The sequence below is a fragment of the Mycobacterium sp. IDUB_17 genome (assembly GCF_055419465.1).
This window is the reverse complement of record NZ_JBVAXS010000002.1, coordinates 321,383-334,669: the sequence shown is the minus strand read 5'-3', so window position 1 is coordinate 334,669 and position 13,287 is coordinate 321,383. Positions and strand designations below refer to the sequence as shown.

Below are 13,287 nucleotides of genomic sequence, written 5' to 3'. Positions count from 1 at the left end.
TCGCCGATCAGTCGCTTGCGCGAAGAGAGTCAGCAGTGAGCGCCGGCTTGTTCGGATTGCTCGACGACATTGCCGCGCTGGCCCGGCTGGCGGCGGCTTCGATCGACGACATCGGTGCGGCCACGGGCAAGGCGACCGCCAAGGCCGCCGGCGTGGTGATCGACGACACCGCGGTGACGCCGCAGTACGTACACGGCATCTCCGCTGACCGTGAGCTGCCGGTAATCAAGCGCATCGCGATCGGCTCGCTGCGCAACAAAATCCTGTTCATCCTGCCCGCGGCGCTGCTGCTCAGCCAGTTCGCGCCGTTTTTGCTGACGCCGATCCTGATGCTGGGCGCGACGTACCTCTGTTTCGAAGGCGCCGAGAAGGTCTGGGGACGGTTCATCGGCCACGGCGGACACGACGCCGACGGCCAGCCCGCCACGGCGGTCGGTGGCGACGCCGAGAAGTACATGATCACCGGCGCGATCCGCACCGACTTCATCCTGTCCGCCGAGATCATGGTGATCGCACTCAACGAGGTCGCCGATCAGACCTTCTGGCCTCGACTGATCATTCTGGTGATCGTCGCGCTGGTGATCACCGCCGCGGTCTATGGCGTGGTGGCCGGCATCGTCAAGATGGACGACATCGGCCTGCTCCTGGCTCAACGCTCGTCGCGGATAGCGCAGAAGATCGGGCGCGGCCTGGTCGCCGGGATGCCCAAGCTGCTGTCGGCCCTGTCGACGATCGGCACAGTCGCGATGCTCTGGGTCGGTGGACACATCCTCCTGGCCGGCACCGACACCCTGGGCTGGCACACGATCTACGGCCTGGTCCACCATGCCGAGGAAGCGGTGCGGCATGCGACCGGCAGTACCTTCGGCGGTCTGCTGGCCTGGCTGACCAACACCGCCGCGTCGGCCGTGATCGGCCTGGTGGTCGGCTCCGTGGTCGTGGGGATCATGCACGTGCTGCCGTTCGGCAAGAAGGACAAGCACGACGCTTCTGCGTGATGCTCTACGCGTCGATTTCTACCGCAGGACGGCTATCCAAGTGAGTCCGGCAGCCGTGGCGTATAGAAGGACGCCGCGCAGGTGCGAAAGTCAGCGCATCGCATGACCGCAGAACATGAAAATGACTGCCGCAGAGCCGATTTGGCAGTTCCACTGGGTTGCCGGGCGGCGGCTGCGGTTCGCCGGCCATCCGGTGACCGCTTCGCGGAGAAGATTCACCGGACAAATATTTTTTGGGTCAATGCGTTTCGACGTGCCATACTGGACACGGACGTGCAACGTACGTCCAGTTTGAACAATGAGAGAAGCAAAAATATGGCACAGGGAACTGTGAAATGGTTCAACGGCGAAAAGGGCTTCGGCTTCATCGCTCCTGACGGCGGCGCACCCGATGTCTTCGTCCACTACTCCGAGATCACCGGCGGTGGTTTCCGGTCGCTCGAAGAGAACCAGCGCGTTGAGTTCGAGATCACTCAGGGAGCCAAGGGCCCCCAGGCAGTGGGAGTTACTGCGGTCTAAACCGCTCTAAGACCTGACTATGGGCTGGTACGGATTAATTTCCGTACCAGCTCATTTTGCATTTCACACCGGTGCGTCCTGGATCCGCCCCAACCAACTGGCAGATTCGGTCTGGGCCGCGCGCAGTACGCAATCCGCGGTCTCGAACAACGGCGTGCGCCTCACCGTTTCCTCCACAGACATCGCCGCTGCACAGCGCATCACCAGCGCTCCGAGCGCAGCCGACGTCTTGCACGGGACGACAAGGAGTTTCACGCATTCGCTCCGGCCTGTCACCAACATCAACCGGGGACGACTCAGCGTCATCCCTTGCGCCCACCGATTGCCGGTGACGATCGTGTTGAGGTCCAACTGCCCCTCAGCGGCTGACCAGTTGATGCGGATGTCGACGACTTCCCCGATCGATCGATGAAGGGCGCCAACAAGTTCGGGCAATTCAGCGGCAACGGAGGCGGTGTGCGGCCACCACGCTCCGTCAATGTCGGCGCCCAATTGCCTGGCGAGGGCAAGCCGGACGGGACTGGCCAGTCGCCGTGTCCCGTTCAGGCCGTTCACGATGACTGCGCATCTGCACGGGGCATGGGCCGATCCGAGGGCTGGTCCGAGAAAACCAACTCGGGCGGCGGTTCAACCGCGCCCTCGACATCCGGCATCGGTTGTTGCTGCTCCGGGTGCGAAAACAGTGCGGACGATTCCATAAGAGTGTCCTTGAAAGGTGCGGGACGACCGCACTGGTATTGGATAGCAAGCGATGGTTAATCACCGGCTGACGGTTCAACATCGAAGTCGTGACTGTCATTCGCCACGGCTGACCAACTGATGTATCCGGCCTAATCACAACCTACACCCGAGGAGTGATGTCCTCGCTGCCCAGTGCCCGGATGCCACCGCTACCGGTCGCGTACGGCGGGCAGGATCAGGGTGTCGATGACGTCCCGGATGAACTTCGCGTCGATGCTCTGACCGCTGATCACCCGCATCAGGCACATGCCGGTCATCACGTCGGCAACCAGAGACCAGTCCCGGTCGGGTGCCACCTCACCGCGGGCAGCGGCCTGCTGCAGGATGGCCGTCACCACGCGCCGGCCTTTGAGCAGCATCAGATCGTCGAGGGCCGAGGCGAGGTGCGGATCATGGCTGGCCTCAACCGCGGCCCGCAGCACCAGATCGTAGGAGAAGTGCTCCTCGTCGTTGCGCACCGCACGGCGCACGATCTCGTCGAAATCACCTTCCAGACTGCCGGTGTCGGGCGCATCGTTGCTCATCAGGTCGGGCCGCCAGTACACGAGCGCATCGGTGATCAATGCGGCCTTCGATGACCAGCGACGGTAGATCGCCGCCTTGCCGACACCGGCTCGCGCGGCGATGTCGTTCATGTTGGTGTTGACGTAGCCGTTCTCGGCCAAGGCGGCCAATGCGGCATTGAGAATCGCGGGATCACGCGATCGGTCGAGCCGACCATCGGTGCGCCGGCGCAGTTTCGACTCCGCATCGGGCGCGCTGTCCGTGTCACCCACGACACTCACCTCCCTCACATCGTGGTTACCGGGATCGCAGCGGTCTTGTCGTCGTCGGGGTCGCCCGCCGGCTTCGGTTCGGCGGCGCTGCGGCCCTGCCTGGTGATCTCAAAGGTGTTGAGCGGCCACCAGAACCAACGCCCCAGCGCTGCGGCGATCGACGGTGTCATGAACGAACGAACAATCAGGGTGTCGACGATCAAGCCGATACCGATCGTCATACCGAGCTGACCGACCACGCGCAGATCACTGACGATCATCGACATCATAGTGAAGGCGAACACCAGACCCGCCGCGGTGACAACTCGCCCGGTCGCTCCCATGGCGCGGATGATGCCCGTGTTGAGTCCGGCGTGGATCTCCTCTCTCAGACGCGAGACCAGGAGCAGGTTGTAATCCGAACCCACCGCCAGCAGGATCACCATCGACAGCGGGATCACGATCCACTGCACACCCAGTCCGAGGATGTCCTGCCAAAGCAGCACCGACAAACCACACGCGGTGCCCAGGGATGCCGCCACGGTACCGACGATCACCAGGGCGGCCACCACACTGCGGGTGATCAACAACATGATCGCGAAGATCAGGATCATCGACGCGATGATCGCGATCGCCAGGTCGGTTTTGACACCGTCCTGCATATCGGCGTACAGCGACGCGGTACCGGCAATCGAGACCTTCGCATTGGCCAGCGGGGTGCCTTTAACCGCGTCGGCCACAACATCTCTGAGGTCACGGACATGGTCGATGCCCTCGACAGAGGCGGGATCCCCTTGGTGGGTGATGATGTATCGGACCGACTTACCGTCCGGCGAGACGAACATCTTCAGGCCACGTTGGAAGTCGGGGTTGGTGAACACGTCCGGCGGCAGGTAGAAGAAGTCGTCGTTCTTGGCCTGATCGAAGTACAGACCGATCTCCGTGGCGCCCTTGGCCAGTTCCTGTTGCTGGGCCTGCATGCCGGCCATCGTGCTGTGGGTCGCGATCATGAAGTCGCGCATCCGTGCCATCGAGTCGATGGTGGTCCTCAGCACCGGAAGCATCTGCGGCATCAGCTGATCCATCCGATCCATATCGGCGGTCAGACCCTGCATTTGATCCGTGAGCTTGTCGATGCCGTCCAAGGTGTCGAAGATCGACCGCATCGACTGACAGATCGGGATGTCGAAGCAGTGCGGCTCCCAGTACAGGTAGTTGCGCATCGGCCGGAAGAAATCGTCGAAATTGGCCAGGTTGTCGCGCATCTCCTGGGTCGCTGCCAACATCTCGTGCGTCTTGCCGACCATGCTGTGCGTGGTCGCCGTGAGCTCGGAGGTGATCGCGTACATGCGCTCCATGCTGGCGACGGTCCGGCCCATCTCGTCGGCCTGCTCGAGCATCTGAGCCGAGTTGTCGTTGTTGAACTTTGCGCCCTGCAGAGTTCCGGCGTTCTGCGCACCGAGCAGGAACGGGATGGAACTGTGCTCGATCGGCGACCCCAACGGACGGGTGATGGTCTGCACCCGATCGATGCCACGCATGTGAACCACGCCCTTGGCGACCCGGTCGATCACCAGCATGTCAGCGGAGTTGCGCAGATCATGATCGGCTTCGAGCATCAGCAGCTCGGGGTTCATGCGTGCCTGGGAGAAGTGTCGGTCCGCGACGCCCATGGCGAGGTTGGCCGGCATATCGGCGGGGGTGTACTTCTGATCGTTGTACTGCGGCACGTAGCTCAGCAGCGCGACGAAGCCGATGACGGCAACAATGCTGGTCACCAGGATGATCGGGATGGGCCAACGGACCACCGAGGTACCGACTTTGCGCCATCCCTTGGCCGAGAGGTCACGCTTGGGGTCGAGCAACCCGAACTTCGAGGCCACCGTCAGGACCGCAGGCGCCAGGGTCAGCGCCGTAGCGATGATCACCAGAATCGCGATGGCGCAGGGCAGGCCCATGGTCTGGAAATAGGGCAGCGTGGTCATCGTGAGGCACATACACGCACCGGCGATGGTCAACCCGGAGCCCAGGATGACGTGCGAGACACCGTGATACGCGATATAGAACGCGTCCTCGCGGTCCACACCCCTGGCGCGTTCCTCGTGATACCTCCCCAGCAGGAAGATCACATAGTCGGTGCCCGCAGCGATGGACAGCATCGTCACCATGCTCACCGCATACGGCGTCAGACCGATGATGTTCAGGTAGCCCGCCGTGGCCGTAACACCCTGTGCCGCAAACAGTTCGAGTATGACGATGAACAATGCGATGAACATCGTCACCAGCGAGCGGTAGATGAACAGCAGCATCAAGATGATGACGCCGATGGACAGCAGCGCCATCGTGGCCATGCTCTCGTGCCCGGCCACGCTGGTATCGGCGTTGAGCACGGTATTACCGGCGACGTGCGCCTTGATACCGGGCGGCGCGGGCACCGAGGCAACAATGTCGCGCACCGCGGCCACCGACTCGTGGCTGGCACTGGTGCCCTGAGACCCGTCAAGGAAGATCTGCACATAGGCCGACTTGCCGTCGACGCTCTGCGAGCCCGCGGCGGTCAGCGGATCGCTCCAGAAGTCCTGAACGTTCTGCACGTGCTCTTTATCGGCGTTCAGCTTGGCGACGATCTCGTCGTAATACTTGTGCGCGGCATCGCCGAGCTTCTCGTCGCCCTCCAGCACAACCATCGCCGACGAGTCCGAGTCGTACTGCTGAAAGACCTTGCCGATGTTCAGCATCGCCTGATACGACGGTGCGCCGGTGGGACTGATCGGCACCGACCGGGTGGCCGCGACATCGTCGAGTGACGGAGTCACCACTGCCAGTCCGACCGCAACGACCAGCCAGAACAGGATGATCGGCAGCGAGAAGATCCGGACCATGTGGCCCAGGAACGGACGATGCGACTTCGAGGGCGCGTTGCTCATACGGATTTCACCAAGCAGTAGATGAACGGTTTGACTGTGTCGGTACTTGCGCGGTCGTCGCGCACTTCTCCGTCGACCGTCACTCGGCATCGAAGATCACTGACGTCGCGGTCACCCTGGACCATGATGTTGGCCGACATCGACGGCAGTGTCGTCACGATCGTGAAAGACCAAGGCAACGGTGCATTTTCGATGAGATGTGGTTGGCCGTTCTCGTCGAGATAGTTGAGGTTCGCCGTCCCACCCGACCCGGTCACCTCGTACATGATGTGCTTGGGGTTGAAGTTCTCCGTGATGGCGGAACCCTCGGCCGTCCTCGGTACCCGGTTGCCGGAATCGCGAATCCGCAGGATCGCGTACGTGCCCAGCGCGACGACCACCACCAAAAGCAACGGCATCCACGCCTTCTTGAGCAACCGGTACACCGCTGCGCCTCCTGCTGTGACAATTGCCGAGATTAGACGGAACTCAAGTTCCGCCTAAGAGGATGCTGAGTACTGTACTCGAGCCAGGCCCCGTGAACGACCGGTGCCTACCTGGCCAGGAACTGCTCGAGCCCGGCGATCACGATGTCGAGGTTGAAGTCGAAGTCCCCGGCGGCAGTCGCGTCGACGCCACGATCGGCCACCACACCACTGAGCAGCGGGAAGTCACTGGACGGCAGATCTTTCAGTGCGCGAACCACCTCGGGCGTCTGGTGGTGCAGCCGCGACTCCGCGGAGCCCAGCACGTCGTGCGCGGCTGACATCGCGAGCCCGGACACCAGAGTGAGCACGCGCCCGGCGTCGTCGGTACCGAATCCACCGTCGGCCAGGGCCCGCAGCACCTGCTCGGCCAGCGCGAGACTGGCCGCCCCACTCGGCCCCCGCAGCCGGAAACTCGTCGCCGTCACACCGAGTTTGAGCACGCCCTGGCGGATGGCATTGCCGTAGGCCCGCAGGACCTCCTGCCAGCTCGCGCCCTCGGGCAACTTGATCGAGCGCAACTCGGTCTCGAACAGATCGGCCACCACCAACTCGAGCAGGCCGTCACGGTCACCGACGTAGTAGTGCAGCGTGGTGCGGTCCACCCCGAGCGCATCGGCCACCGCCTGCATCGTCAACGCGCCCGGCGTAATGGCGCGCGCCGCGGCCACGATCTGCTGCTGATCGATACGGGGTGGACGGCCCCGCCCCCGGCGCGGCGCGTTTCCGATGGTCACACCCCGAATTCTAGTTGTTTCGCCGCCCGTGTTCGGACCACTCTTCCTTTTTTCTCACGGTAGTGGAAAACTGCCCGAAACCGAGGAAGGAAGCCGCTGCGATGTCACAAACTTCTCCATACCGGGTTGTCCAGTGGACGACGGGAAACGTCGGCAAGAGTTCGGTGGCGGCCATCGCCCGCAACCAGACCCTGGAACTGGTCGGCTGCTACGCATGGTCGGCGGACAAGGCCGGCAAGGACGTCGGAGAGCTCGTCGGCATCGAGCCCCTCGGGGTGGCCGCCACGAATGACGTGCAGGCGCTACTCGCCCTGAAACCGGATGTCGTGGTCTACAACCCGATGTGGATCGACGTCGACGAACTCGTCGAAATCCTTTCCGCCGGGGTCAATGTCGTTGCGACCGCCTCATTCATCACCGGGCACAATCAGGGCCAGGGCCGGGACCGGATCGCCGAGGCCTGCCGCAAGGGCGGCGCGACCATGTTCGGATCGGGCATCAGCCCGGGCTACGTCAACCAGCTGGCGATCGTGGCTGCCGGCATCTGCGACCGTGTGGACAAGATCACCGTCAACGAGGCCGCCGACACCACGTTCTACGATTCGCCGGAAACCGAGAAGCCGGTCGGGTTCGGCCTGCCCATCGATCATCCCGATCTACAGGCCATGACCGCTCACGGCACCGGAGTCTTCGGCGAGGCGGTCCGGATGATCGGTGATGCACTCGGTATCGAATTCGACGAGGTCCGCTGCGATGCCGAATATGCCCAGACCACAGAGGATCTCGACCTCGGCTCGTGGACGATTCCGGCAGGGGGTGTGGCGGGCGTCTTCGTCAGCTGGAAGGGGATCGTCGGCGACACCACGCGCGTCGAGCTGACCCTGCGGTGGCGCAAAGGACAGACGCTGCAACCGGATTGGCAGATCGATCAGGACGGCTGGGTGATCGAGGTGGCCGGTCGCCCGACTGTGACGATGAAGGTCGGCTTCCTACCGCCGCCGGACTTCGAGGCGACCACGCTGGAGGAGTTCATGGTGCTGGGGCACATCATGACCGCCACTCCCCCGATCAACGCGATTCCCGCCGTGGTCAACGCCGCACCCGGCATCGTCACCTACAACGATCTCCCGTTGATCCTTCCGCGCGGAGTGGTGCCGGCGAGTCAGGGCTGACGCGCCCGAGCCGATGCCCGGCAGCCGACCTCTACAAGGTAGCCGTCGGGCATCCGGCAGATTACCGCTGGCCAGCCCGAGTCGTTTTGTAATACTAAACCAGAAGCCGGCAGTGAACCCGGCCTACACAATGTAAGCACGCCCCCGATATCGCTGACACTTTGCAGCCTCCTCTGCACTCCGAGACACCACAGGATTGGCCCATCCGTCGAGAACGCAACCGACGGCATCGATCAACGACGATTGAGGAGAGCCAACCGTGGACTCGTTGCGCGCCAATCACATTGCGCCCGACATGCAAGATCAGCAGGCCGGGGTTGTGGTACCCGACCGGCTACTGGAGGTCACGGCGCTCAACGATCTGATGGGCGATGCGGTCACGGTGAACCTCGACTGGGCCGGCACCGATGACGGGCGGCTGAACTTCGCGCTCGCCGCCCTCGAGCCGGTTCCGCTGCGGCGGATGCTGCCCGCGCTGCAGAGCATGGACCTGGAGGTTCTCGAGGAACAGTCCGGCACCTGGACCCGCGCGGACGGCCGGGTCTGCCACGTGTATCAGCTGGTGTTGCACCCCGGTCCGGATGCCGTCGACGCGCTGGCCAAGCCACAGGACGGCATCACCGAGCGCATCCGCGAGACCTTCCAGGCGATGTGGGCCGGCCGGGTCGAATCGGACGGATTCAACGCGCTGATCCTGCGAGCCTCATTGAACTGGCGTCAGGTCAGTGTCCTGCGCAGCTACAGCCGCTACCTGAGGCAGCTGCCGTTGCCATACGGTCAGGCCCGCATCCAGCGGGTGCTCCTGGACAACCCGGACGCTGCCCGCGCCCTGCTGGCGCTGTTCGAGGCGCGGTTCGGCCAGACCGAGCAACCAGCCGACAGCCCCCACCGCGCCGCCCGCATCACCGAGGCCGAGCAGCACGTGGCCGCCGAGATCGACCAGGTGCTGCACATCGATGCCGACCGGATCCTGCGCGCGTACCACAACCTGATGGGCGCCACCGTGCGCACCAACGCGTTCGCGCCCGACGCCCTCACGGTCTGGGCACCCTATCTGGTCCACAAGCTCGACGCCCAGTCCATCGACGAGCTGCCACAGCCGCGTCCGCTATCCGAGATCTTCGTCTACTCACCGGAATTCGAAGGTCTGCATCTTCGCTTCGGGCTGGTCGCCCGTGGCGGCCTGCGCTGGTCGGACCGCCACGACGACTACCGCACCGAGGTCCTGGGACTGGTAAAGGCACAGGCGGTCAAGAACGCGATGATCGTGCCGGCCGGCGCCAAGGGCGTGTTCGTCGTCAAGGCCCGGCCCGTCGCGGGTGAATCACCCCGTGTGCAGGGCCTGCGGAGCTACCGACAGTTCATCGCCGCATTGCTCGACGTAGTCGACAAGAACGCCGACTCCGGCTCGGGCAGCGATCAGCGGCCCCGTTTCGGCGGCGTGGTGTGCCACGACGGACCCGACCCGTACCTGGTGGTGGCCGCGGACAAGGGCACCGCCTCGTTCTCGGATTCCGCCAACGCGGTGGCACTCGACCGCGGTTACTGGATGGGCGACGCCTTCGCCTCCGGCGGCTCAGCCGGCTACGACCACAAGGCCATGGGGATCACCGCCCGTGGCGCCTGGGTCAGTGGCGACACCCACCTCGCCGAACTCGGCATCGACTCCGAGGCCGACGAGTTCACCGCCGTCGGCGTCGGCGACATGAGCGGTGACGTCTTCGGCAACGGCATGCTGTTGCGCCCGGGTCTGCGACTGGTGGCCGCATTCGACCACCGGCACATCTTCGTCGACCCGCAGCCTGACACCGCGCGAGCCCGCAAGGAACGGCAACGACTGTTCGAACTGCCCCAATCATCGTGGGACGACTACGACCGCGCCGCGATCAGCCCGGGCGGCGGGGTGTGGCCGCGGACCGCCAAGACCATCGCCACCACACCGGAAATGCGTGCGGCACTCGGCATCGCCGACGATGAGACCCGCCTGTCTCCCACCCAATTGATCAGCCATATCCTGCGCGCGCCGGTGGACCTGTGGTTCAACGGCGGAATCGGCACCTACATCAAGGCCGGCGACGAACAGCACTCCGACATCGCCGACAAGGTGAATGATTCGGTGCGGGTGGACGCCGGGGACGTCCGGGCCCGGGTGATCGTCGAGGGCGGAAACCTCGGGCTCTCCCAGCGCGCCCGCATCGAGTACGCCCGTCGCGGCGGCTTGGTCAACACCGATGCCATCGACAACGCGGCCGGAGTGGACTGCTCCGACCACGAGGTCAACATCAAGATCCTGCTGGACGCCGCCGCGCGGTCCGGCCTGATCAACGGCAGCGCCCGCAACCGACTGCTGGTCGACATGACCGACGAAGTGGCACAGCTCGTCCTGGCCAACAACCAGGCGCACAATCGTCTGCTCAGCGACGCCCGCTCGAACGCGGCCCAGATGGTCGACGTGCACGCCCGGATAACGGCAGATCTCGAGACGCGGCGCGGGTTGCACCGTTCCCGCGAGAACATGCCCAGCCCAGCGCAATTCGCTGACCTGGCCAAGGATGGTCGGGGCCTCACCGCTCCGCAACTGGCCACCTTGATGGCGCACGTCAAGCTCGACCTCAAGGCCGAACTGCTCAGTGGCGAGATGTTCGACGACCCATATTTCGTCGCGCTGCTGAACCGGTACTTCCCGCCGACGTTGCGGCGCCAACTCGGTGAGCCACTGCCCGAGCATCCGCTGCGCCGGGAGATCATCACCACCTCGATCGTCAACCGCGTACTGGCCACCTCGGGGCTGACCTTCGCGTTCCGGCTCTCCGAGGAAACCGGCGCTGCCCCAGCCGATATCGTGCGGGCTCACGCCGTGGCGTCCGAGGTTTTCGACCTCGACACACTCTGGTCGGATATCTATGCCGCCGATCTCTCGCCCGCACTGACGAATGCCATGATCATCGAAGGCCGTCGCCTCCTCGACCGGGCCGCCCGATGGATTGTGCTCAACCGGCCGCAACCGCTCGACGTCGACGCCGAGATCACCCGATTCAGCAACCAGGTGGCGATGCTGCGCGGGCAACTCGGATCGATGCTGCGGGGCCAGGAGCGCGATGCCGTCCTGGCGGCGCACGACGACCTGGTGGCCCGCGACGTCCCGGCCGACATCGCCCGTCGGATCAGCGAATCCCTCTATGCGTTCAGCCTTCTGGACATCATCGAGGTCGCCCATGTCCACGGTGAGGACTCGGCTCAACTGGCCAGGATCTACTTCGAACTGTCGGACCGGCTGGGCGTGGACCGGCTGTTGCTGGCGGTGTCGTCGCTTCCCCGAGGTGGCCGCTGGCATGCACAGGCGCGGCTTGCCCTTCGGGAGGACCTGTACCGCTCATTGCGTGATCTCACCATCGACGTCACCAAGCACGGGGTCGAGGGGGACCAGGTCGCGAGCAGCATCCGCGACTTCGAGGCCTACAACCGGCCGCGGCTGGACCGGGCCAAGCGCACGCTGGACGAGTTCCTCGATTCCGACGCGCCCGATCTGGCGGTGTTGTCGGTGGCCTCGGCCCAGTTGCGCCGGCTCCATCGATGAACTGGGCTCAGCTCACTTTGACGATGGGATCGGCAGTCACGGGAAAGTTGACCGAGTTGGCGATGAAGCACATCCGGTGGGCTTCGTGATGTAGTTCGGTGGCATCACCGGCCCGCTCCGGGTCGGTGATGGTCACCTGCGGCCGTAGCGTGACGTCGGTGAAAACGCCGCTGCCCTCGGCGTTCTCACTCATGGTGCCCGCCGGCCGATCGCTGTAGGCGGTGACGATGATGCCCGCTTTGGCGCACAGGGCGAGATACCAGAGCATGTGGCACTGGGACAAGCTGACCACGAGCAGCTCTTCGGGGTTCCAGCGCTGCGGGTCCCCCCGGAAGGCGGGATCGGCGCTGCCCGGGATCACCGGTTTGCCGGGCGTCTCGACACCGGACACGTCGTGATCGCGGGCGTAGTCGCGGTAGCCGCTGGTGCCCGAACCGGTGTTGCCGGTCCACGTCACCTCGACCTCGTATCGGTGTGTCCTACTCATCGCCACCTCTCACTCCGTTGAATTCGCGCCAACCTCAACCGGCCCGTCCGCGCAGGGCCCCCGCCGCACCGCGAACCGCAGCCGTGATGGTCTCGACGGTGCGGCTGTCGAGCTTCCAGCACTGCCAGTACAACGGCACGTCCAGGTGTTGCTCGGTGATGCGGACGAAGTCGTCGTCGACCAGTTCCTCGGGGTACATCCCCCAGCCCAACCCGGCCCGCACCGCGGCGCCGAATCCCTCGGCGGTCGGGATGTAATGGATAGGCCTGAGGACATCCTTGCGGAACGCCTTGCGCACCAATTGATCCTGCAGCGCGTCATCGCGGTTCCAGGACAGCGAGGGCGCCGCCTCCGCGGCGTCGCAGGTGAATCCGTCGGGCAGGTAGTTCTGCACGTACTCCGCGCTGGCCACCGGCACGTAGCGCATCGCCCCCAACGGGTGCACTCGGCAACCCGGGACCGGGCGCCGCTCGGTGGTCACCGCTCCCATCACCACGCCTTCACGCAGCAGCCGCGCCGAGAGGTCTTGATCCTCGATCCTGATGTCGAACAAGAACTCAGCGGCCTGGGCGAATACGCCGGTGAACCAGGTCGCCATCGAATCGGCATTGACCGCCAGCGCGATCCTGGTGCGGTGCGCTGAGCCGCCACCCATCTCCGCAAGCGTCTCGGATTCCAACAGTGCCGTCTGAGCCGCCAGCCTCAGCAGTGGAACACCGGCAGCTGTTGCTGTGCAGGGTTTTTCGCGGACCACGAGCACCTGGCCGACACGTTGCTCCAGCGCCTTGATGCGCTGGCTGATCGCCGACGGGGTCACATGCAGACGCTGCGCGGCCGCGTCGAAGCTCCCCAGCTCGACCACCGCGGCGAAGGCAGCGAGCTGCTGGCCGTCGATCTGCACGCAACGATC

At 64.6% G+C, this 13,287-nt stretch carries 11 protein-coding genes; 4 read left to right on the top strand and 7 right to left on the bottom strand.

Annotation, left to right across the window (positions count from 1 at the left end):
- Nucleotides 1–35 precede the first annotated feature (35 nt).
- Entirely contained in the window at nt 36–998 is a 963-nt protein-coding gene (locus tag ACZYZ7_RS08775) for a DUF808 domain-containing protein (protein ID WP_463740682.1), read from the top strand.
- 315 nt (nt 999–1,313) lie between these two features.
- A complete protein-coding gene (locus ACZYZ7_RS08770) occupies nt 1,314–1,517 on the top strand; it encodes a cold-shock protein (protein WP_029106149.1) in 204 nt (67 codons plus the stop codon).
- A gap of 63 nt (nt 1,518–1,580) precedes the next feature.
- Here ACZYZ7_RS08770 and ACZYZ7_RS08765 read toward each other — a convergent pair whose 3' ends face one another.
- The 5 genes from ACZYZ7_RS08765 to ACZYZ7_RS08745 form a co-directional block, all read right to left on the bottom strand.
- Nucleotides 1,581–2,072 carry a DUF5994 family protein gene (locus ACZYZ7_RS08765; RefSeq protein ID WP_135451827.1) on the bottom strand — a complete coding sequence of 164 codons (492 nt, stop codon included), beginning with the start codon at nt 2,070–2,072 and terminating at the stop codon, nt 1,581–1,583.
- Between the two features lie 335 nt (nt 2,073–2,407).
- On the bottom strand, nt 2,408–3,034 hold the full coding sequence (locus tag ACZYZ7_RS08760) for a TetR/AcrR family transcriptional regulator (RefSeq protein ID WP_450069504.1): 627 nt from the start codon (nt 3,032–3,034) through the stop codon (nt 2,408–2,410).
- Between the two features lie 14 nt (nt 3,035–3,048).
- The gene (locus ACZYZ7_RS08755) at nt 3,049–5,940 is read right to left on the bottom strand and encodes an MMPL/RND family transporter (RefSeq protein ID WP_463740681.1); all 2,892 of its coding nucleotides are present in this window, start codon (nt 5,938–5,940) and stop codon (nt 3,049–3,051) included.
- Nucleotides 5,937–6,365, bottom strand: a complete 429-nt coding sequence (locus tag ACZYZ7_RS08750; protein WP_450069506.1) for an MmpS family transport accessory protein — start codon at nt 6,363–6,365, stop codon at nt 5,937–5,939. The genes ACZYZ7_RS08755 and ACZYZ7_RS08750 overlap by 4 nt, the downstream gene beginning before the upstream one ends.
- Nucleotides 6,366–6,472: 107 nt before the next feature.
- Nucleotides 6,473–7,141 (bottom strand): TetR/AcrR family transcriptional regulator, encoded by a 669-nt coding sequence (locus tag ACZYZ7_RS08745; protein ID WP_463740680.1) that lies wholly within the window; start codon nt 7,139–7,141, stop codon nt 6,473–6,475.
- A gap of 101 nt (nt 7,142–7,242) precedes the next feature.
- Here ACZYZ7_RS08745 and ACZYZ7_RS08740 point away from each other — a divergent pair, with 101 nt between their 5' ends.
- Together ACZYZ7_RS08740 and ACZYZ7_RS08735 are read left to right on the top strand one after the other, a co-directional pair.
- A complete protein-coding gene (locus tag ACZYZ7_RS08740) occupies nt 7,243–8,313 on the top strand; it encodes an NAD(P)H-dependent amine dehydrogenase family protein (protein ID WP_463740679.1) in 1,071 nt (356 codons plus the stop codon).
- 295 nt (nt 8,314–8,608) lie between these two features.
- Nucleotides 8,609–11,890, top strand: a complete 3,282-nt coding sequence (locus ACZYZ7_RS08735; protein WP_463741054.1) for an NAD-glutamate dehydrogenase domain-containing protein — start codon at nt 8,609–8,611, stop codon at nt 11,888–11,890.
- 7 nt (nt 11,891–11,897) lie between these two features.
- Here the strand turns inward: ACZYZ7_RS08735 and ACZYZ7_RS08730 are convergent, their stop codons facing one another.
- Both ACZYZ7_RS08730 and ACZYZ7_RS08725 read right to left on the bottom strand, forming a co-directional pair.
- The gene (locus ACZYZ7_RS08730) at nt 11,898–12,377 is read right to left on the bottom strand and encodes an OsmC family protein (protein WP_463740678.1); all 480 of its coding nucleotides are present in this window, start codon (nt 12,375–12,377) and stop codon (nt 11,898–11,900) included.
- Nucleotides 12,378–12,411: 34 nt separating this feature from the next.
- A complete protein-coding gene (locus ACZYZ7_RS08725) occupies nt 12,412–13,278 on the bottom strand; it encodes a LysR family transcriptional regulator ArgP (protein ID WP_463740677.1) in 867 nt (288 codons plus the stop codon).
- Nucleotides 13,279–13,287 lie beyond the last annotated feature (9 nt).

Bases quoted from the DNA above. Each gene is read 5' to 3' on its own strand.
- ACZYZ7_RS08770 (WP_029106149.1), top strand. From the start codon at position 1,314: ATGGCACAGGGAACTGTGAAATGGTTCAACGGCGAAAAGGGCTTCGGC.
- ACZYZ7_RS08755 (WP_463740681.1), bottom strand. From the start codon at position 5,940: ATGAGCAACGCGCCCTCGAAGTCGCATCGTCCGTTCCTGGGCCACATG.
- ACZYZ7_RS08740 (WP_463740679.1), top strand. From the start codon at position 7,243: ATGTCACAAACTTCTCCATACCGGGTTGTCCAGTGGACGACGGGAAAC.
- ACZYZ7_RS08735 (WP_463741054.1), top strand. From the start codon at position 8,609: ATGCAAGATCAGCAGGCCGGGGTTGTGGTACCCGACCGGCTACTGGAG.
- ACZYZ7_RS08730 (WP_463740678.1), bottom strand. From the start codon at position 12,377: ATGAGTAGGACACACCGATACGAGGTCGAGGTGACGTGGACCGGCAAC.